Raw genomic sequence first — 20866 nt, forward strand, 5'->3', positions numbered from 1 at the left:
CTTATCATATCAAACTTGGACAACGCAGTAAAATGAATTGTGAGTATGCTTAGGAGAACAATCTTGAGAGAGCTACCTCGCATATACTTTTTTCAAATTAAATCTGTAAATAAAATATACACCTAGTAAAATAGCACTTATAATTATTAGTGCTAGTAAAATTACAGAAGGATGTTCAGCAATATTTTGTAAAGTTTTATAGAATGAATTACTTAATGGATAGCCCTTACTTTTAGCAACAATTTCATTTAAATAATTTATAAGTTGTTCAATTGATGGGTTATTTCCAATAGGAACTTCAACATCTCCCGAAACAATATTACCAAAGGCAAATTTTCCGACTACTATATTCCCAAATGTTGAGTACCCACACAAAAAATTACCCAATGCCATTACTCCTATAGCTAAAGTTCCTATTGAAATCCCTCCAAGTGCCAAAATCCCCATAGCTACAACACCTATTGAAATCGGTCCACCGGATATAACTCCCATGCTTATCAACCCCAAACTAATTATGCCTTGTGAGAATATACCTATTGATATAACTCCTTGAGCATTTCTACCAAAAGCTATGACTCCTCTAGCAACGGGTATTTTAGACCTACTATTAACTTTTTTATTCAACTTATTTTTTATTACAATATGAACTAAAGGAAACTTACTTTCTTTATTGGACTTGTATTCAAAGTATTCTACGTCTTTTACTGTAAAATAGGTTTCATTCAGTTCATTTGCCAATTCTTGTGGCGTCCCCATTTTCTCTAATATAGCCTCTATATTGACTCCTTCTTTTTCTTCATCTTCAATTCGTTCCAACAAGTCAATGATTAACTCATTGCAGGCTTTAGGTGAAAGAGACAAATGATATTCTAATTCATTTAAATACTCATGTTTTTTATCCATAGATTAATCTCCTCCCAAAAATTTAGTTACATCATGTGAAAAAATAGACCACTCATCTATCATTTTTTCCAATTCTTCTTTACCAGTTTCAGTAATACAATAATATTTTTTTGGTTTTCCATTATCTGTATTCACAAACCATTTACTTTCAATCAATTGATCATCTTCTAATCTATAAAGTATTGGATATAAACTACCTTCCTTAATCGTTAAATTTTCATATTCTTCTAGTTTTTTAACAATTTTATATCCATAAGTATCTTCTATTGAAATAATTTTTAATATAATAATTTCCAAGACACCTTTTTTTAATTGTTGCCTTATATTCTTCATATGACTCTCATTCCTTTGACTGTTATTCAATTAAAATTTCATTCTCAATATACTTAATAGTATAATCGAAATCTTCAGCAAGAAAATGATGTTCCACAAATATTAGTGCCATATCTGGATAATTACTTCTAAGATGAGATAGTATTGTACTTGTCATTTCAAAATCAATATTGGAAAAAATTTCATCTAGGATTAGTATTTTTTGTTTTTTTATCAAAGCTCTGGCAATTCTCATGCGTTGGTATTCTCCTGTACTAAATGAGAAATCTTTTTCTCTCCCCAACATATTTACCGTTCTCAAAGCTTTTTCCATATCTACATAATCTAATGATTCACTTAGTTCTTCTAACTCTTTCGAAATAGAATTAAAAATAAACCCCTGATCATTTGATACGTACACTATTTCTTCTGATATCTTGGTTATTGTTTTTCCTTTATCAACTAATTCCCCTGATATATATACTTTTCCTGAATAGTTTAAATAGATATTACATAAAGATTTCAAGAAAAGACTCTTACCACTGCCATTATTTCCCTCTATTTTGCAAAATTCTCCTTCATTGATTGAGAACATTTTTACATTTAATATTTTTCTCTTTTCCGAAAACAACTCCATGTTTTTTACAATAAGTAGTTCTCTATTATATTTTAATTCTGAATCACTTAATTCAAGTCTATCTTTATATTTATCATATTTTGGAGAATTCATTAATTCATATACTCTTTGATTATAAACTTCGGCGTTTTTTTTAATTGGTAATAAGCTAATTAAAGATGTTAATGGACCAAATAGGTTGGAAGTATAACTATTAAATGCAATTAATGCTCCAATAGAAACTTCCCCATTTCTAAACAAATATATACCTACAAATAACGGAATAAATTGTGCAGCAATTACAATTACATTTGCAGCTATATTTATAAAATTCTGATAAAGAATTAGTTTCTTATTAGCTTCTCCGCTTTTTTCAACGCTCTTTTCAAAGATATCTTTTACAATTGTATAAAAATCATAAATTTTAATAACTAAAGCATTAGTTAAACTTTTATCCATATCAGCATATAAATTTTCTTTCAATTTTTGATTTGTTTCGTTGAAAATTTTGATGTTATTTCCTACTTTATTCACCTAGTAAATATACATTGGTAAAAAAATGAATGTAACAATACTTAATTTCCAATTAATAAGAACGATAATAACTGTATAACCTACTAAAAGAACTACATTTGAACATACACCTGAAATTATCTGTTGATATGAACTTGATAACATTTCGATATCACTCAGTACAACTGTCTCTAGTTTTCCTCTACCTTCTTCTGCATGATGATTTTCAACAAAATTTGAAAAGACCCTTATTCTTGTCTTATTGATAAATAATTGAAAAAAATTTGCTAGTTTAAAAGCATTTAATCTCCCAATAATCATTTGTGATAAAACTAACAAAAAAAAGAATAATACAACTTTAGGAATTAAATTGTAACTGCCATTCAACAAAATATTATCGATAATTATTTTTGAAATATAGGGGAATGGAAGAGATATCATTGAGTTTAAAAGAATTAGTACAATTATTATTGAAAATGATTTGAAGTTCGCTCTTACAAATTTCTTAAATATCATACCCTCACCTCTCTTGTTAAATTATACACAATATACTTTGCAATGACAAGTATGTTTTTATGCAAAACAAAAAAACATAGTCTATTCCCTACTATGTTTTTTTGCATTTAATAATTATTGCATCGAAACTATGTGAACCTGCAATAATTATTTTCCTGATTCAATTAATTGAATTTTATCCGCTTTAAAATACATCGGATTCCCAATCATAGAAGGCTCCAAATTCACAAATTTACATTTCACACTCTCTCGTTTTAAAATTTCTTTGTTCGTAATCGGATTGTCTAAACTATTTACTGTCACTTGAGTCGCTTTCTTTCTGTAATTACCTTCTGTGATAGTCACCGAGTATTTATATCCGACAATTTCATCCGTATTGAATTTTCTTGGTTGTCCATCTTGTCCCATAATCGTTTTCCCTTGGTCATTTGTTCGTTCTTCTGTCGCAAACTTTGGTGTCACCTCATCTAATTCAAAAGTAGTGCCAATTGCTGTAAAATCAAAGTCTCTCATATTCAACATTTTTGCCATGTGTCGTCATTTCCCTTCATATTTGCTATAATTAGTTTAGTTTATTTTGGTGATCGTTCCATCTTTTTGATGGAGCGATTTTTTGTTTTGTTCTGAATCAATGGAATTAAGTCCATTCGTTGATGTTGTGTGACAAAATCAATCAACTTCTCAGCCAATTCTGGAGACCAAACGTACTGTTCTTTTTTACCTATAAGCTTTGGTTGAATAGGTAATCCATGGTTAACCAAAAAGTAAATGACTTGTGTCACCGCAAATCCGCCCTGATATTGATACCAATTTAAGGTAGAGTCAAATGATGATTCCTCAAAGCGTCGGTTAATAACAGGGATGATCGTTGGTTTTAGAGAATCTAACCACCAACGACACACTTTTTTATAAGAAGTATCGCTATAAAAAGTTAGCTCTGTTTGAATAAACCCTCGTATCAAGTTGGTTAGTTCTTGTTCCTTTGTCAAATAAGCAAGTGTCCCAAATAATTGATTAGCCGTATTATGACGCGTTTCTGCCTCTAACCGAACGGTTGGTGCTTGTTCAAACAAGTTTTCAGCTTCTTCACCACTTAATCCTTTGGTTAATTCTTTTGCTTTCTCATAAAAACGAAACAAGCATTCAGACCCACCTGCTCCAATTTGTTGCGTTTTGGCACGAGTTTGCTTATCAAATTCACTGTCAATGAGTTTTGTGGTTCTTCCTTTAGATAAAAATTACTTTCGTTTTACCTTCCCTACAATTAAATCTAAGCTAAAAAAAGGAGTTTGATTATAATCATCTAAGGCTAAATCCATCCGTTTTACTTCAAATGTAAAATCTGTATTTAGGGATTGTTGGTGGAATCGCCAGGCAAGTGTTTGAAAGGCAAGTACTGAAGTGTCAGAAGCTAATAGTACCCACTCATAATGAGCGTTCCTCGTTGATACGATTGTTCAGCATCGCGATACGTGTAATATTTGATTGCGCCACAGCTATAGACCACATCGTATTCTTCATGTTTTAAATAGGCAAGTTGCTCAGAAACACAATCTAGGCTAATTTGAAGCAACTGTGAAAATAGGTCTTCCCAATAGATGTTTTGACAAACAATCTGTAACCAATCGATTTTTCCAAGTACATTTTCTGTCATCGTTGCATCTTTCATCGCTTTTTCACCTCCTTCAAAATTTGTTCTTCTTTGCAATTTTTAAAACAAGCTACAAACATTATTACATCAGTCGTTTCCACTATCGATTGCTCGTTCATATGATGTTTTTTGTAAGAATAGAAGGTGCTGTTAGAAAGACACCTTCTGCCAATCCAGAATCTGGCGTCCCTCAAAACCAGAGGGTTGCACGTATTCGTATTCACCCTCTCGCTCTTTGGCTACTGCCAAGCGAGAGCCTGAACGACTACGGCAATCCGCCAACTCGATTCTGACCATTCAATGGTTACTTCTGCCCCAATTTATTGCTGATACGCTAATAACCATTCTCTTACCGCCTTCTTACTGTAAAGCACCATACCAGACTCTAACCGAATTTCAGGACAGCCATGTATGACCCAATCCTTTAAGGTATTTACGCTCACATCAAAATGTTTCGCACAGTATTTTTGTTTGAGAATATCTCGCTCTTCCTTCGCACTATTCAATGCCTCTTTCATCATCGCATAGGCATGATGATAGTTTTCCTTTTGATGAAATTGATTCCTTAGTCAAAAAAAATGATTATATTAAAGCTAATCAAGATTTACTTTAATTTTCTTTCCTATGTGCCCCACACATAAAGGGGAATAAATTAATGAACAATTCAATAAAAAAATATACTAAAAAAAATGCTACTACTGCATACATGTTCAAAAAATATTTAGGAGTAGATCCATTAACTGGTAAACAAAAAGAAACCACTCGTCGTGGCTTCAAAACAATAAAGGAAGCAAAAATTGCACTCTCACGCTTAGAAGTTGAAATACAAGAAAATGGAATACAGTCAAAACCTAAAAAAAGAAAATACAAAGAGGTTTGTGATGAGTGGTTTGATGAAGTTTACAAACATCGTGTGAAAGAAAGTACTTTTTGGAATACTAAACTTATATTTGAAAAACATTTCCTACCTAAACTTGGTAATCTTTTCATTCAAAATATCTCTACTAATCATTGTCAAAAATTTGCAAATGAATGGGCGATTGAAAGTAATAAACGATATGATAGATACATTAATTATGCGGGAATGATTTTTAAATATGCTATTTCTATTGATCAGTTAAAAACGAATCCGATGGAAAATCAATTTCCTATTGTAAGATACACATTTTTTTCACTACTAGCATATTCCGGATTACGAAAAGGCGAAGCATTAGCTCTTCAATGGGCAGATATAAATTTTGTAGGTAAGAAGATTACTATCAACAAAACTCTAGCTAGTGGAAAACATGGAGAATTGCTTATCCAAACTCCTAAAACAAAAGCCAGCAATAGAACTATTAGTGTCGATCAGCATACAGTTGATTTATTAAAGAATTGGCGAACAATCCAATGCCAAGAACTGAAATTACTTGATATACCGATTGAACCAACTCAACTTATCTTCACAAAATTCGATAATCATTTGATGTATCCTAGAACACCGCTATCTTGGTTAGATAGCTTCTACATTAAAAATCCTGATATGTTTAGAATTTCTCCTCATGGATTTAGACATACTCATGCCTCACTTTTATTTGCTGGTGGAGCAACGATGAAGCAAGCTCAAACTCGTTTAGGACATTCGACTATTAAAACTACTATGAACGTTTATACTCATGTTACAAAGGAAGATGAAGAGGAAACAGCTGACAACTTTGCAACTTTCATGAAGCAAGGTAAATCTCTGGGTAAAAATATGGGTAAAAATATGGGTAAAAAAATCCCCACTCAAATGAGTAGGGATAAACGTTGCTATATCAATGTTTTTAAGACTATTTATTTAACGCTGTTTTAGCTTGGTCAGCTAATGCTGTAAATGCTGCTGCATCGTTAACAGCTAATTCAGCTAACATTTTGCGGTTGATATCAATCTCTGCCAATTTCAACCCGTGCATTAATTTAGAATAGCTCAAGCCATTCATACGAGCTGCTGCGTTGATACGCGCAATCCATAATTTACGGAAATCACGTTTCTTTTGACGACGATCTCTATATGCATAACTATAAGATTTCATTACTTGTTCTTTTGCTGTTCTAAATAAAGTATGTTTTGATCCGTAATAGCCTTTCGCTAATTTAAGGATCTTTTTACGACGTTTACGGCTTACTACGCCACCTTTAACACGTGCCATGGTTAATTCCTCCTAAATATCTGTTATCTCTATGAGTTATTTTAATTGCTAAGTTGCTACATGAATTATTTCAGCTTTCTCAAATTCAGCAAGCTTTGTTTAGTAATCAAGCTTCGTGGACAAGTCCCCAACGCTTTTCTATTTCATTCTTGCTAATTGTTGACGAATACGTTTGAAATCGCCTGATGAAACCATTCCTGCTTTACGCAATTGACGACGTTGTTTTTTTGTTTTACCGTGGAAACGGTGACTTGTAAACGCACGGAATCTTTTTAACCCGCCGTTACCAGTACGTTTGAAACGTTTTGCTGATCCGCGGTGTGTTTTTTGTTTTGGCATGACTAATTTTCCTCCTACATTTTCATTTCGCATACAGTTCAACTAAATTAGTTGAAAAAGTTGAACGAGCATCCTCAAAAATTTTTATTAACTAGTAATCAGCTTGTTCGCTTAATTTTCATTCTTCGGTGCCAGCGTTAGGAACATGCTGCGTCCGTCCATTTTCGCTTTTTGTTCCACTGTAGCAATATCTGCAGTTTCTTCCGCTAAGCGATCAAGAACTTTCTGACCAATTTCTTTATGGGTAATGGCACGGCCTTTGAAGCGGATCGAAGCTTTCACTTTGTCACCTTTTTCTAAGAATTTACGTGCATTACGAAGTTTTGTATTAAAGTCATTTAAATCAATTGTTGGACTTAAGCGGACTTCTTTTACGTTGATCACTTTTTGTTTTTTACGAGCTTCACGTTCTTTCTTTTGTGTTTCAAAACGGAATTTCCCATAATCCATAATTCGCGCAACAGGCGGTTTCGCTGTGGGTGCTACTAGAACTAAATCCAGATTGGCTGTTTCAGCAATTTGTAATGCTTCCACTTTTGTTTTTACACCTAATTGTTCCCCGTCGTGTCCGATCAAACGTAACTCGCGTGCACGAATGCCGTCGTTCACCATCATATCCTTTGCTATGGTCATTCACCTCCAAGTTTTTTAAGAGAAAATCATTGCTGAAACTCTTTTTCACAAAGTCTGCTTCCATAAAAATAATAAAAAAACAGGCTCTGCATACAGATCCCGCGATTGATTCAGACTCCTATCAAATGATATAAAGAATCCTATATCTAGCCCAGTGACAATGTCAGCTAAGGCGAGAAGCGGGTGCTTCTGCTTTCATTTCTCAACTTTAACAGTATATAATATTTATCTGCTTTTGTCAATGTTTTTTCAAGACAAAAACCAGTCATTTTGAAACAACTGGTTTCTGTCTTACTCTCTATTCTTTAGTTCCCAAGTAATTCTTCTATTTTAACAAGTACACCATTCTCATCATTGGATAAAATAATTTCTTTAGCGGCGACTTTGACTTTTGGTTGTCCATTGCTCATGGCATAGCTGTATTCCGCATGTTTCAACATTTCCAGATCATTGCCACTATCACCAAACGCTGCCACTTCATGGTTTTTTATCCCCCACAACTCTTGTAATTTCATCAAACCATGCGCTTTGTGAATTCCTGGAATGATCAAGTCAATATCACCATGCCCACTGGAAACAGGGATGACTTTATCTCCTAATGCTTCCTGTAACTGTCCCAGGACTTTCTCAACTTGCTCAACAGGGAAACTCAACGCAAACTTGAATAAGGTATCCTCTTGTACTTCAAATAAATTCGAAACTTTTTTCAATCGATGATAATATTTCTTGGCATGCTCAACAAAAGATTCAGGCTCATCTTTAGAAATATAGGCACTATTTTTCCCGCAGAGGATTATGTGCCCTTGTGTGAAATCAGCTAAAATCGTTAGCACTTCATGAATAACGTTCGGATCGATTTCTCCTGTAAATATTTCCTTACCTTCACTAACAACGTAAGCACCATTTTCTGCTACAAACGACAAATCTTCAGCTATTTCTGGAAAAAAGGATCTAAGTTGATAATATTGATTTCCACTAGCTATTACAAAACGAACCTCTTGTTGCTTCATTTGTCTGTACAACTGACTGAATCTTTCCCGGTCATAGTTCTGTTGGCTATTCAAAAACGTCCCATCCATGTCTACCGCAATCATTTTTATTGTCATTTCTTTCCTTCCTTTCAGTCTAGTAATTAAAAGTATTTTACTCCAAATCAAATGCCGTTATTCACGTAAGATTTCGTAAAGCAATCCGCATTTTTAAGACAACTTCAATTCAAAAAACAGTAAATTATTCGTTTGAACTAACATAAAAATCAATTGATATTATTTTTGTACTTTGTCTAATTTCTTTTGATGAACATTCTAGTTGATTAATGATAAGATACTGCTTTACTTAATTTCAAAATTGCTTGGTGACTTTCTTTAAGCTTATCTAAAACAGTAGCTACTAATGTTGTTGTTCTATCTTCTCTTATTGTACTATACTTTTTAAGCTATAGAGTAAAGAACTTTATTCTGTTTTGTTCAAACATTTTTTTGCTTAAACGTGTAGAATAAAGTTCGATTTCTATTTTTAATCAACTAATAATTAGTGAACTATTTCTATTTAGCTAGAAATTTCCTAGAAAAAGATAAATGATCAACTAAATGCTATCTCTATCTTATATACCCTAGGCTATCCCTGTAGTTCCTACAGTTCTTTTATTTCTTATCAATTAGCTTCAATTTGTTTTAATCCTTGAATCAATACGTGAATACTTGCTGCTGTTTCAGAATCATTGATCCCTTTTTTTTCATCGATATCTTTTGTAAATATTTGGCTTATTTTTTCATTATCTGAATGTTCAGAACATTCTTTGCACGATGATACCTTGATTACTCTTTTATTATGCCATGACGCTTTATACTCTAATTTTGACACAAACATTGCCCAAGAGACATCAGAAACCCCTCGATGTAACTTATTATTTCTATAAAATTCTGCTTGATGAATATCTTCTATACAGATCAAGTCATACTTGCGAACAATATCTGTAGTGATTTTATTAAGAAAATCAATTCGTTGATTCATTAATTTTTCTCTCATTTTTGCTACTTTCATTTTTTGCTTCTGATAATTTTTTTTCTGAGAGAGATCTGTTCCTTTTGATTTAGCAATTTCTTTTCGCCGCATCAGCTTTCTTTCTTCTCGAGTGATCCGCTGTTCAAATTCTTTCGTATATTTATCATTATCGATACGTCTGCCGTTTGATAAAACAGCGAATCCAGAAGCGCCTAAAGTTATCCCGATCGCCGAATATGTTTTTTCTACTTGAGGCATTTCTTCTTCACACAAAATTGAAACAAAATACTTATTACTCGGGGTCAAAGAAATCGTTGCTGCCTTTATTTTTCCCATTACTGGACGATGCATTTTCATTTTGAGCAATGTTTTTAATTTAGGTACTTTTAAGTATTTTTCGTCAATAATTTTAATTGTACCATTTTGATTGTTTGTTGTATAAGAGCAAACTGAATTTTTTTTCTGTTTTAGTTTAGGAAATCCCACTGTTTTTTCTCTGTGAAATTTTTTAAATGCTCGATCCAAGTAAACCTGTGCATTTGATAATGCCAAACTGTCTACTTCTTTTAAACAAGGATGTTCTTTTTTATATTGTGCTGGTGTCGGCAATTTGATTTTTAACTCAGGGTTTTCTTTCAAACTCCTATAAAGCTGAATTCTTTCCTGCAATAAAAGATTATACACAAGCCGTACACAATAAAAAGTTCTCTTGATAAACACTTCTTGTAACGAAGTAGGGTAAAGTCTGTATTTATACGCTTTTAAAACCTTCATACATTACCACCTTAACAAGAGCCTATGAAATACATCAAGTCAGTCATACGTTCATTTACTTCTGATTTTAAAAATCCTAGCTAAGAAAAAATCAATTTTTTCTTAGCTAGTCCTTTGTTTACAAAACGACTACTTGTGATTCGCTCTGGCTTTTTTCTCTTCAATTTTTTTACGGTAAACGTCAACCTCATCCTCAGAACAATATACATAGTGTTCTGTAGTGATTTCTCTTAGTTTACGTTCTTTATTATCCTCAGGTTCTGGTTTATAAACAATACGTTTACGTGTACGTTCATAATCTGGATCAGGTAATGGAATAGCTGATAATAGACTTTCAGTGTACGGATGTACACCAAAGTTATACACATCATCACTTGAGCCCATTTCCAATAATCTACCGCTATGCATAACACCGATACGGTCACTGATGTGCTTTACCATTGACAAATCATGGGCAATAAACAAATAAGTCAGACCAGCATCTTTTTGTAAGTCTTGTAATAAATTGACAACTTGCGCTTGAATCGATACATCTAAAGCTGAAATCGGCTCATCACAGATGATGAAGCGTGGATCAACAGCTAGTGCTCTTGCAATCCCAATCCGTTGACGTTGCCCGCCTGAAAATTCATGTGGATAACGTGTGCCGTGACTGGGATCAAGTCCAACCACTTTTAGTAATTCATTGACTTTCGCTTCCCGTTCAGCAGGATCTTTCGCTAAATGATTGATGTCAATTCCTTCTGCGATGATATCATTTACTTTCATTCTGGGATTCAATGAAGCATACGGATCTTGGAAGATCATTTGAACTTCTCGACGGAATGCTTGCATTCCAGATTTCGAACGAATTTTACTGATATCGTCACCATTGAAAATGATTTCGCCACTTGTCGGATCATACAAACGAATGACACTACGTCCAGTTGTTGATTTACCACTACCCGATTCTCCAACCAATCCGAAAGTCTCACCTTCGTAGATATGAAAGCTGATATCGTCGACTGCTCTCACTTCGTCAGGGCGCCCAACGTTAAAATATTGTTTTAGACCTTTAACATCTAAAAGTACTTTTCTTTTATCACTCATTATTTAACGCCTCCTGCAGTCGTATTATGGCGTTCAGCATAAATCGCCCAACGTCTTACAATTTCAGCTGGAGGGGTGATTTTTGGTGCTTGTGGTGCTAATAACCATGTTGCAGCTTTATGCGTTGGTGATACTTCAAAATAAGGCGGCGCTTGTTCAGCGTCGATCTTCATTGCAAACTCATTACGCGGGTAGAAAGCATCCCCTTTTGGCGGATCCAGCAAATCCGGAGGTGAACCAGGAATTGCATATAGCTTATCTTCCGTTCCTTCCATTGTCGGCATTGAGCCTAGTAAGCCCCATGTATATGGATGTTGCGGATTGTAGAAAATCTCTTCAGATGTTCCTACTTCTACTAAACGTCCGCCATACATAACGGCAACACGGTCAGCAACATTTGCTACGACACCTAAATCATGGGTGATAAAGATGATCGATGTGCTGATTTTTTGTTGCAAGTCTTTTAATAGCTCTAAGATTTGCGCTTGAATCGTTACATCCAAAGCTGTTGTTGGCTCATCTGCAATTAGAACTTCTGGATAACAAATCAAAGCGATCGCAATAACGATCCGTTGACGTTGTCCGCCAGAAAATTGATGAGGATAGTTTTTCAACCGTTTTTCAGCGTTTGGAATTCCTACTAATTTTAATAATTCTAACGCTTGATCTAAGCCTTCTTTTTTCGACACTTTATTGTGTTTGATCAACGATTCAGCTACTTGTTTACCGATCGGCATTGTTGGGTCCAATGAAGTCATTGGATCTTGGAAAATCATGGCAATCTCTTTCCCACGAATAGTTTGCATTTGTTTTTCCGTTTTGTGTACGATATCTTCACCTTTAAACAGAATTTCTCCATTGTCGATGGTTGCATTGCTGCTCAATAATCGCATGATACTCCTAGTAGTTACAGATTTACCACTACCAGATTCTCCTACGATCGCAAGAGTTTCCCCTTTGAACAGGTCAAAGCTAACACCACGAATAGCATTTACTTTTCCAGCAAACGTATCAAAAGAAATCTGTAAGTCTTTTACTTCTAATACTTTTTCCATAGTCATTCACTCTACTCTTTCATCTTAGGATCGAAGGCATCACGTAGTCCGTCAGCTAACAAGTTGAAACAAATCATTACGACTGACAAAGTTACGGCAGGAATCCACATCAAATATGGAAGGAAACGGAACGTTTTATATCCTTCATTTAATAATGTTCCAAGTGAAGCGGTCGGCGGTCTTAATCCTAAACCGATGAAACTTAGAAACGCTTCGAAGAAAATTGCTGACGGGATACTGAACATCATTTGAACGATGATCACGCTCGAAATATTCGGTAAAATATGTTTAATGGCGATCTTCAAACGAGATTCACCTAATGTTTGGGCAGCTAAAACGAACTCTTGATCTTTTAATTTCAAGGTCTGAGCCCGAACGATTCTGGCCATTGAAATCCAGTTGGTAATAACCATCGCTAAAACGATTGATAAAATACCTGGATCAAAAACTGTCAACATCAAGATCATTACAACAAGGTTAGGAATTCCAGAAAGAACTTCTAAGATACGTTGCATCACTGTATCCACACGTCCGCCTAATAACCCTGAAATCAACCCGTATGTTACACCAATCGTAATATCAAGTAATGCTGCGATAAATGCGATCAATAATGAGATACGCGTTCCCATGAATAAACGGCTTAGTACGTCACGGCCTAGACCATCTGTTCCAAGGTAGAAATTCACATTATCAGGAACATTTGCTTGAGCGTACTTGTCTACCATTTTTCCAGCAACATTTGCTGTACCGTTAAACCCGTTGATACTATCTAAAAACGGAATACGTGGCGGCAAGTTAATGTAAGCAACATTTTGCTGTGTTGGATCATGTGGTGACACCCAGATCGTTATAATTGAAATAAAGATAATGATTCCTAAAAATACTAAGGAAATCACAGCAGCTTTATTCTTTTTCAGCCGACGCCAAGAATCTTGTAAGAAACTTAATGACGGTGTTGCAATTCGTTCACGTTCCTTTGTTGTAGATGTATCCAAAGGCTGAAATTCATTTGCAGGTATTTCTTTGATTTTTTCTGGGACATTTTTTAAGTCAACTATCTCCATTAACCTTTGGCACCTCCTGAAACACGAATTCTTGGATCAATCAATCCATAAAGTAAATCGACGATCAAGATTACGAACACTAACAGTGCAGAATATAAAATCGTTACTGCCATAATCGTTGGATAATCATTCGTCATAATTGATTTTACAAATTGCTCCCCAATACCTGGGATAGCGAAAATATTTTCGACAACTAAAGATCCAGTCATCAAACCAACTGCTAAAGGTCCGAGTAACGTAATCAAAGGAATCAAACTGTTTCTAAGTCCGTGTCTCACGGCAACTTGCCAGCGGCTTAAGCCTTTTGCACGTGCTAACTCTACATAATCACTATGTAAAACTTCAACCATTTCGGTTCGTATAAACCTGGCGGAATCGGCCATTGGACTCATTGCTAATGCAATTGTCGGTAAAATCGTATAAGCAAAACCATTCCACATTGCAATTGGTAACACTTTTAATTTCATAGCAAAGATATATTGCAGTAATACCGCAAAAACAAAGTTAGGAATAGAACGTCCTAAGATAGCCATTAAAGTAGCCAGTGTATCTACCCAAGTGTTTTGACGCATCGCAGCAATGATTCCTAACAAAATCCCTACTAGCGTTCCAAAGACGATTGCTTGCGCTCCTAATTGGACAGAAGGTCCGATGCGACCAGCCAAGAGTTTTGCTACTGGTTGATTTTTAAATTGGAATGAAATCCCAAAATCACCTACTAGAAGGTTTTTTAAGTAAATTCCATACTGAACGATCACAGGTTTGTCTAACCCAGACTGTTTGTTCAACATAGCAATTGTTTCTGGACTAAGTTTTTCTTGGTTGGTATAAGGTGTACCAGGTAATAATTGCATTAAGAAAAACGTAATCGTTGCGATCAGCCACAATGTGATGATCATAAAAAAGACCCGTTTAAGAAAATATTTTCCAAAACTGTTCAAGAATGACACCTCCGAGTTTATTTTGACTTCATCAGTTTTTTTCGATAAAGTAAGGATAGAAAATTAAGTAAGGATGAGCACATGAAAAATTTTAAATGGCCTTTAATTACCTCAGCGGTCTCAAGCATTGGTATTTTTACTTACCTATTGATAAAACAGGCACTGACTATCCGTTCTGTATCTGATACCTTCTTCATTGTTTCATTATTCTTTCTGATTATTGGTCTAGCGCTTTGGATCATGTCCTCAGAATTTTTTGATAATTTCCAACGTTTTATGAAAATGCACTTTCGCTTTAGAAAGAAGAATGAACCAAAAGAATTTATCCCATTTTCAGAGATTGGCAAAGCACATCGGCTTTACTGGCTTGAAACTGGAGGTATTTTACTGATTGTATCGATTGTTTCTTTATTATTTTACTTTTTATGAGCAAAGATAGCAAGGGAGAGAAATATAAAATTCTCTCTTTTTTCGTTATCTTTCTCCAAACCCTAATAAACGGCGAAACAGAAGCAACTCCTTTAGGAATAAGCAGAACTTCACAAAAATTAAAACTCTATTTTCGTGTAGTTCCACTTATTCCTACGAATCCTAAAGTGTGCAACGATTCATTAACGAATCTTACCTAATCGATTCTCGGAGCTTAACGCTTCTGTTTTAGCCTTTTTTGTAGAAAACTATCTCAATTTATTCTGAAATGTATGTCCATTTATAATCATATTGTGCACCTGCTGGGTGGAAGCCGACGTCTTTTACTTTTTCAGCACGTAAGTGAGCTTCAGCTTTTTGGTAAATAGGAATCACACCCATATCGCTCATAATTGTTTTCTCTGCGTCAACTAAGTTTTCCCAACGTTTTTCTGGATTATTAGCATTCGTTGTTGAAGCTGCTTCTAATAATTTATCGTATTCAGGATTACTATAGTGTCCGCGATTATAAGGAACGCCAGTTTGGAATAGATCTAAGAAACTGCTTGGATCTACATAATCTGCTCCCCAACCACCAATAACGGCTTTGAAATCACCTTTATTTGAACGATCTAAACGAACAGCAAATGGTACTGGACTTACAGTTACTTTTGTGCCTTCTAAAGTATCTTGAATCGCACCTTGGATGTATTCTACTGTTTTCTTAGATGAATCAGCATCAGAAGATAAAATGTCGATATCTAATGTTTTAATCCCTAATTCTTTCTTCGCTTTTTCCCAATGTTCTTTCGCTTTTTCTTCATCGTAAGTGATTTTATCCTCAGCGGCTGCTGTGAAATCTTCTTTGCCGTCAGGAGATTTAGACATATCAGCTGGCACTAAGCCTTTCGGTTCTACTGATCCGTCACCTAAAATTTGTTCAACTAATGCTTTTCGGTCGATTGAATAAGAAATAGCTTTTCTTAAGTTCTCATTTCTATACGGCGAATCTTTATCGATTTGATTTAATTCCATATATTGAGTTGATGCTTCTTTTTGGATCACAAGTTGTGGATCGTTAGCTGCTTGTTGGGCTAATTCACCCGTCAATTGAACGTCATCTGCTTGTCCGTCTTGGAATAAGTTATATGAAGTTGGCGCTTCTTTTACAACATTTACTTGTACTTCATCCAATTTCACAGTATCTGCATCCCAATAATCTTTGTTCTTCTTATATGACCATTTTGTATCTGTTCCGGGTCCATCGAATCCGTCTAATACGAACGGTCCGTTATAAACTGAATTTTCGCTAGTTGTAGCGTACTCTTTCCCATATTTTTCCACAATATCTTTTCTTTGCGGGAAAAATGACGGGAATGCTAATAGATAATCAAAATAAGGTGTTGCTTTTTCCAATGTGATTTCTAATTCATAATCACCAGTTGCTTTGATTCCCAGTTCAGCTTTGTCTTTTTTGCCTGCTGCAATATCTGCACCATTTTTTACAGATTCATAAAGATAAGCGTATTCTGAAGCTGTCGCAGGATCAACCGTACGTTGCCATCCATAAACATAGTCTTCTGCTTTTACGGGTTTGCCGTCTGACCATTTAGATTTTTCGTTTAATTTAACTTTGTACGTTATGCCATCTTCGCTGATTTCTGCTTCTTCACTAGCTCCTGCAGGTTCTGGCTTGTTATCTAAATTCAAACGATAGATTCCTTCATATACATTGTTTAAAGCAGTAAAGCTGATAACGTCTGTCGCCACTGATAAATCAGCACTTGGCATTTCTTGTAATTCATTGACACGGAAAATTTGCTCTCCGCTTGGTTTTCCATCGGCTGCTTTTGAGCTGCCAGTATCGTCTGTTTTTCCGCCACCGTTACCGCACGCTGCAAGTGTTAAACTAAATAAAGTGATGAATCCAAAAGCAAATGACTTTTTTAACTTCATTCTTTTTTCCTCCCTAAAAGACCTTGAGTATTTTCTGAAAAATCAGAATTTAATAATTATTTATTGTACTGAGGTATAGTTTACAATTTTTAAATTAAAAAATCAAGAATAATCTTATTTCCTCTTAATACTTACATCATTAAATTATACTTTCTATAGAAGTATTTTCTTAGAAAGAGCTGCAAAAAGCGATTGTTTTCTTATAAAAAAGTATGTTAGATTAGTAGTAGAAGAAATAAGCTATGGTTTTAGCAAAAAATTTTTACTCATGCTATTTCACATCAACTGATTTAAAATATTTTTATGTTCTATAACAATTGTAAGGAGTGATTAGATGTATCTTTCATCATTTTTCAAAGAAATAACTACGTTTCATAAACCTCAAAAAGCACCTTTTCGCTTGATCGGCGCGGGTATTTGTATGGCCGTACCATTGTTCATTGGCTATTTTTCGAATAATTTATTGATTGGCAGTTTTGGCTCGCTTGGAATTTTTACTTTTCTCTATTATCAAACTCTTCCATTGAAAGATTTGTTGATTCGATTGAGTTCAATTGGTGGGTTTTTACTTTTTGGAAATTTTGTGGGTGTTCTTAGTACTCATATCCCTTGGACTATTCCAATTGTTATTGCTTTGATTGCGTTTTTTGCCAGAATTATTTTTAGATTATACCGAATTGCTAAGCCAGGGGCTTTTTTTATTGTCATGGTAACAGCCATGGGCAGTGGAACAAAAATTCCTTTAGAAAAAGTTCCGATGATGATGAGTTATGTTTTACTAGGTGTTTTGACTTCACTTGTTGTCGCTGTTATCTTGTATTTTATAGAAGGGGAATCTATTGAGCCCGAAAAGAACATTTCTTTACAAGAGCGTCTTTACACAGATCCAGCCTCCCTTCTTGATGCTTTACATTATGCTGCTATTTTATTTTTGGCAACGTATATTAGTCAATCTCTACATTTGACGAATGCTTATTGGATGATTGTTTCATGTGCTGCTGTTTTACAAGGTGATAATTTGCGGGCAGTCATGCATCGGAATATTCAAAGGATACTTGGTACGATGATTGGTTTATTAATTGCCGCTCTTTTGTTAAGCATTCCATTTTCTTCATTGGAAACCATTTTTCTGATTTGCTTTTTCTTTTTGACTGTCGAATTTTTTATTAAACGAAATTATACTATTGCAAATTTTTTTACCACTCCTATGTCTTTGTTATTAGCGAATTTAGCTCGGCACCAATATTTAGTGAGCTTGCTAAACTATCGTTTGATCGGGATTGTTTTAGGTAGTCTCTTGGGTCTTTTAGGTGCGTTTGTATTAACAACTTGTTTAAAGTTTTACAATCGTGCCTATCAATTACATGAAAATTTAGATAAGGAAATAGAATAATTTGGAGGGGTTATTTATGAAAATCAAAAAGCCTATTGCACCTTTACTACCTCAACTTACTGAAACTGAGTTTGTTTCTTTAGATGATGAGATTATTATTGAAAATTGCTCATTAAAAGACCAAGATCTTAGTTATCAGGATGTACGTAATCTAGTTTTTAGAGAATGCCTTTTTGAGAAAATAACGATGAATCGAAATCATCTTGAGCGTTTTGAATGTAGCAATGTAATTTTTGATCATTGCGACTTTTCCAATACTGAATGGATCGGCGCTAGTTTTCACCAAGTTCATTTCCGCCAGTGTAAGTTAACAGGAACAAATTTTGCTGAGAGTTATTTGCGAGATTGTTTCTTTGAAGATTGTTTGGCAGATTACGCTTCTTTTAGTGCGACAAATCAAAAAGTTATTCAATTTCAACAAACTAGCTTGAATGATACCGAGTTTGTTGAGGTCACTCTGAATAATCTTTTATTTGACCGCTGTTCATTGACTGGAAGCAATTGGTTTCATACAAAATTAGCTGGTCTAGATCTAACCAAGAGTACCTTTGAGAAAATTGCCTTCTCACAAGAGCTGCTTAAAGGATTGAAAGTCACACAAGAACAAGCAATCACTATTGCAGCAGGTTTAGGTCTAGTTATTGAAGAATAAAGTAAGAAGAGCAACGCCGCGACAAAAGTGTTGGGCTTGTTATTTACGATAAATCCGTTTTTTATCGTAAATTCCCGACATTTAGAACCTTAAACAACATTATTTTTTCGTTATGTTCCAGTTTTACTTTTTCTATTTGCAGATTAATAAGAAGTTACTTTTTTACTTAAACAGAATCTAAAAAATTTTACTTCATGTGCTTTTTTGGTAAACTAACATAGTGACTGGGACATGTATTTGGATACCAATTCGTGTTCCAACTTCAGTATATTGGAGGGACTATAAATGAAAAAGAATCTTATTACACTTTGGGGCGACGTAGTTGATTTAAAAGATTTAATTCTATCTATTGTAATTTGCAGTGTGACAACTATGGGGAGTTACTTTTTAGCACCTGCACAAGATACAACTAAGCAATTGTTTTTTGGGTTGGGTGGAGCTGTCCTTGGTTTTATTATTAGTACACTTTTGATTAACCCAAAACGAATTGTGATCGAGGAGGAAGACAACTAATGGATGTTGGACTACTCTTACAAATGACTCTAGCAGTCTTTGGAGCGATCATTTTATATACATTTATCGGTTTTGTGCCGGGAACCGATGAAACGTCTGTTTTGATGCCAATCACCTTAGCCGTAGTTTTAGCTGGAGTTCAGCCGATCGTTGTTTTATCATTTTTTATAGCAGCGATCATCACTTTAAATTTAATGAATGCCATTCCCACAGCTTTGGTCGGATTGCCGGGTGGTGTACTGTCCACACCCATGATCGAACACGCGTTGTATCTAAAAGAACGTGGGTTGGCAACCACCAGTATCAAAAAAATGGCAACAGGTTCGATTATCGGAACAGTCGTTGCAATCCCTGTAAGTTTACTTTTAGCCAATATCTTAGCTCCTTTTTCTGATTCGGTTAAAGAATACGCCCCATTATTATTTGTTTTTGGCGCAATCTTTTTATCTTTGATTGGCAAAAATAAACTACTCGCTTTGATCAGTATTATTCCGCTTGGATTGCTATTTCAAGGCCTACGTTATCTGTATTGGGGTATCGGAGTTGTTCCACAAGAAAAAAATATAACTATTTCTTTCTTTCTTGGTATCACAATTGGGCCATTGCTAGTTTCCTTATTAGAATTATTGAACAAGCATAACCGAGATGCTTTGCCCCGTTATGAAGAAAATAAAATTAAGCTAAACAAAGTGGATGAAACCAAAGCTTTGCTCCATCCTTTTCAAACAATCACAAAAAAGGAAGCTAGAACAAGCGCAGTTGTTTCTCTGCTCTCAAACTTTCTATTTTTTTTGAGTCCAGTTGGTTTAACAATTTTATTTGGTGAGGCTGTTGCAAACAAAGAAAAAGATCCTGTAAAAAGAGCTAGTATAGCAATTACTTCGATGAGTGCACTTTCCCATGCAACCTATCTTTCTGGTGTGATCATTCCACTGATAGCCTTGGGAATCCCTTTATCTCCTGTAGCAGTTGGACCAGCTAATGCGTTATTCAATGCCCCACCTGTTTTTACATTAGATCATAATATCCATCATTTATTGAGTAAAGGTGAATTTGTTTTTTCGATTCTTTTTGCTGGGATCATAGCATCTGTTGTTACTTATTTTATTGCAATGAAATATGCTCGTCAGGTAACAGCTTTTGTCTTAAAAAAAATTCCTCATGAAGCAATCTTAGGCTTATTTATTGGTTTTATATTATTATTAGCTTATATGGATGCTGGATTGATTAATATTTTTGGTGTTTTGTTGGTAGGAATCGTTTGCGGTACATTTAATAAAATGGGCGTCAATTATGGTGTTCAATTTATGATTCTTTACGCTGCACCTTGGATCACTGCGCACTTGATACTTAAATAAAAGGA

Annotated in this window: 22 protein-coding genes and 1 pseudogene; 6 read left to right on the forward strand and 17 right to left on the reverse strand. The window is 34.7% G+C overall.

The window, feature by feature from the left end; translation table 11 throughout:
* Positions 1–72: 72 nt before the first annotated feature.
* The 7 genes and pseudogenes from AC4BBR_RS13670 to AC4BBR_RS13700 all read right to left on the reverse strand — a co-directional run bounded on the left by AC4BBR_RS13670 (position 73) and on the right by AC4BBR_RS13700 (position 4529).
* Positions 73–903, reverse strand: coding sequence for a DUF1700 domain-containing protein (locus AC4BBR_RS13670; protein WP_490460057.1), 831 nt, complete (start codon positions 901–903; stop codon positions 73–75).
* A gap of 3 nt (positions 904–906) precedes the next feature.
* Positions 907–1236 carry a PadR family transcriptional regulator gene (locus AC4BBR_RS13675; RefSeq protein ID WP_490460058.1) on the reverse strand — a complete coding sequence of 110 codons (330 nt, stop codon included), beginning with the start codon at positions 1234–1236 and terminating at the stop codon, positions 907–909.
* A 22-nt stretch (positions 1237–1258) separates the two neighbouring features.
* The gene (locus tag AC4BBR_RS13680; RefSeq protein ID WP_490462128.1) at positions 1259–1945 is read right to left on the reverse strand and encodes an ATP-binding cassette domain-containing protein; all 687 of its coding nucleotides are present in this window, start codon (positions 1943–1945) and stop codon (positions 1259–1261) included.
* Positions 1946–2026: 81 nt separating this feature from the next.
* Positions 2027–2860, reverse strand: a pseudogene (locus AC4BBR_RS13685) (ABC transporter transmembrane domain-containing protein); the annotation flags it as partial.
* 147 nt (positions 2861–3007) lie between these two features.
* Positions 3008–3391, reverse strand: a complete 384-nt coding sequence (locus AC4BBR_RS13690) for a hypothetical protein (protein WP_490460059.1) — start codon at positions 3389–3391, stop codon at positions 3008–3010.
* 41 nt (positions 3392–3432) lie between these two features.
* Positions 3433–4068: a replication initiation factor domain-containing protein gene (locus AC4BBR_RS13695; RefSeq protein WP_490462129.1), complete on the reverse strand. Its 636-nt coding sequence runs from the start codon at positions 4066–4068 to the stop codon at positions 3433–3435.
* A gap of 203 nt (positions 4069–4271) precedes the next feature.
* Positions 4272–4529 carry a hypothetical protein gene (locus AC4BBR_RS13700; protein WP_490460060.1) on the reverse strand — a complete coding sequence of 86 codons (258 nt, stop codon included), beginning with the start codon at positions 4527–4529 and terminating at the stop codon, positions 4272–4274.
* Positions 4530–5166: 637 nt separating this feature from the next.
* On the opposite strand from AC4BBR_RS13700, the gene AC4BBR_RS13705 reads away from it, so the two are divergent.
* Positions 5167–6345 (forward strand): tyrosine-type recombinase/integrase, encoded by a 1179-nt coding sequence (locus AC4BBR_RS13705; protein WP_490460061.1) that lies wholly within the window; start codon positions 5167–5169, stop codon positions 6343–6345.
* Here the strand turns inward: AC4BBR_RS13705 and rplT are convergent.
* The 9 genes from rplT to opp1B all read right to left on the reverse strand — a co-directional run bounded on the left by rplT (position 6323) and on the right by opp1B (position 14581).
* Positions 6323–6682: a 50S ribosomal protein L20 gene (rplT, locus tag AC4BBR_RS13710; protein ID WP_490460062.1), complete on the reverse strand. Its 360-nt coding sequence runs from the start codon at positions 6680–6682 to the stop codon at positions 6323–6325. The two genes, AC4BBR_RS13705 and rplT, sit on opposite strands and share 23 nt — an antisense overlap.
* A gap of 138 nt (positions 6683–6820) precedes the next feature.
* A complete protein-coding gene (rpmI, locus tag AC4BBR_RS13715; RefSeq protein ID WP_010762697.1) occupies positions 6821–7021 on the reverse strand; it encodes a 50S ribosomal protein L35 in 201 nt (66 codons plus the stop codon).
* A gap of 111 nt (positions 7022–7132) precedes the next feature.
* A complete protein-coding gene (gene infC, locus AC4BBR_RS13720; protein WP_490460063.1) occupies positions 7133–7654 on the reverse strand; it encodes a translation initiation factor IF-3 in 522 nt (173 codons plus the stop codon).
* Positions 7655–7959: 305 nt separating this feature from the next.
* Positions 7960–8760 carry a Cof-type HAD-IIB family hydrolase gene (locus AC4BBR_RS13725; protein WP_490460064.1) on the reverse strand — a complete coding sequence of 267 codons (801 nt, stop codon included), beginning with the start codon at positions 8758–8760 and terminating at the stop codon, positions 7960–7962.
* Between the two features lie 547 nt (positions 8761–9307).
* Entirely contained in the window at positions 9308–10432 is a 1125-nt protein-coding gene (locus tag AC4BBR_RS13730) for an RNA-guided endonuclease TnpB family protein (protein ID WP_490460065.1), read from the reverse strand.
* 129 nt (positions 10433–10561) lie between these two features.
* Positions 10562–11521 carry an ABC transporter ATP-binding protein gene (locus AC4BBR_RS13735; RefSeq protein WP_490460066.1) on the reverse strand — a complete coding sequence of 320 codons (960 nt, stop codon included), beginning with the start codon at positions 11519–11521 and terminating at the stop codon, positions 10562–10564.
* Positions 11521–12582 (reverse strand): oligopeptide ABC transporter ATP-binding protein Opp1D, encoded by a 1062-nt coding sequence (gene opp1D / locus AC4BBR_RS13740; RefSeq protein WP_490460067.1) that lies wholly within the window; start codon positions 12580–12582, stop codon positions 11521–11523. The genes AC4BBR_RS13735 and opp1D overlap by 1 nt, the downstream gene beginning before the upstream one ends.
* Positions 12583–12587: 5 nt before the next feature.
* Complete coding sequence (opp3C, locus tag AC4BBR_RS13745; protein WP_490460068.1) at positions 12588–13640, reverse strand: oligopeptide ABC transporter permease; 1053 nt, start codon at positions 13638–13640, stop codon at positions 12588–12590.
* Positions 13640–14581: an oligopeptide ABC transporter permease Opp1B gene (gene opp1B / locus AC4BBR_RS13750; protein ID WP_069646331.1), complete on the reverse strand. Its 942-nt coding sequence runs from the start codon at positions 14579–14581 to the stop codon at positions 13640–13642. The genes opp3C and opp1B overlap by 1 nt, the downstream gene beginning before the upstream one ends.
* An 81-nt stretch (positions 14582–14662) precedes the next feature.
* Here opp1B and AC4BBR_RS13755 point away from each other — a divergent pair, with 81 nt between their 5' ends.
* Complete coding sequence (locus AC4BBR_RS13755; RefSeq protein WP_490460069.1) at positions 14663–15010, forward strand: DUF3899 domain-containing protein; 348 nt, start codon at positions 14663–14665, stop codon at positions 15008–15010.
* Between the two features lie 258 nt (positions 15011–15268).
* On the opposite strand, the gene AC4BBR_RS13760 is transcribed toward AC4BBR_RS13755, so the two are convergent.
* Positions 15269–16945 (reverse strand): peptide ABC transporter substrate-binding protein, encoded by a 1677-nt coding sequence (locus tag AC4BBR_RS13760; RefSeq protein WP_490460070.1) that lies wholly within the window; start codon positions 16943–16945, stop codon positions 15269–15271.
* Between the two features lie 334 nt (positions 16946–17279).
* Between AC4BBR_RS13760 and AC4BBR_RS13765 the strand changes: the two genes are divergently transcribed.
* The 4 genes from AC4BBR_RS13765 to AC4BBR_RS13780 all read left to right on the forward strand — a co-directional run bounded on the left by AC4BBR_RS13765 (position 17280) and on the right by AC4BBR_RS13780 (position 20861).
* A complete protein-coding gene (locus tag AC4BBR_RS13765) occupies positions 17280–18338 on the forward strand; it encodes an FUSC family protein (RefSeq protein WP_490460071.1) in 1059 nt (352 codons plus the stop codon).
* 16 nt (positions 18339–18354) lie between these two features.
* A complete protein-coding gene (locus AC4BBR_RS13770; protein WP_490460072.1) occupies positions 18355–18990 on the forward strand; it encodes a pentapeptide repeat-containing protein in 636 nt (211 codons plus the stop codon).
* A 285-nt stretch (positions 18991–19275) separates the two neighbouring features.
* Complete coding sequence (locus tag AC4BBR_RS13775) at positions 19276–19503, forward strand: hypothetical protein (protein ID WP_490460073.1); 228 nt, start codon at positions 19276–19278, stop codon at positions 19501–19503.
* Positions 19503–20861: a tripartite tricarboxylate transporter permease gene (locus AC4BBR_RS13780; protein WP_490460074.1), complete on the forward strand. Its 1359-nt coding sequence runs from the start codon at positions 19503–19505 to the stop codon at positions 20859–20861. Before AC4BBR_RS13775 ends, AC4BBR_RS13780 begins: the two co-directional genes overlap by 1 nt.
* Positions 20862–20866: the final 5 nt, after the last annotated feature.

It is taken from the genome of Enterococcus sp. AMC1251, from assembly GCF_058216535.1.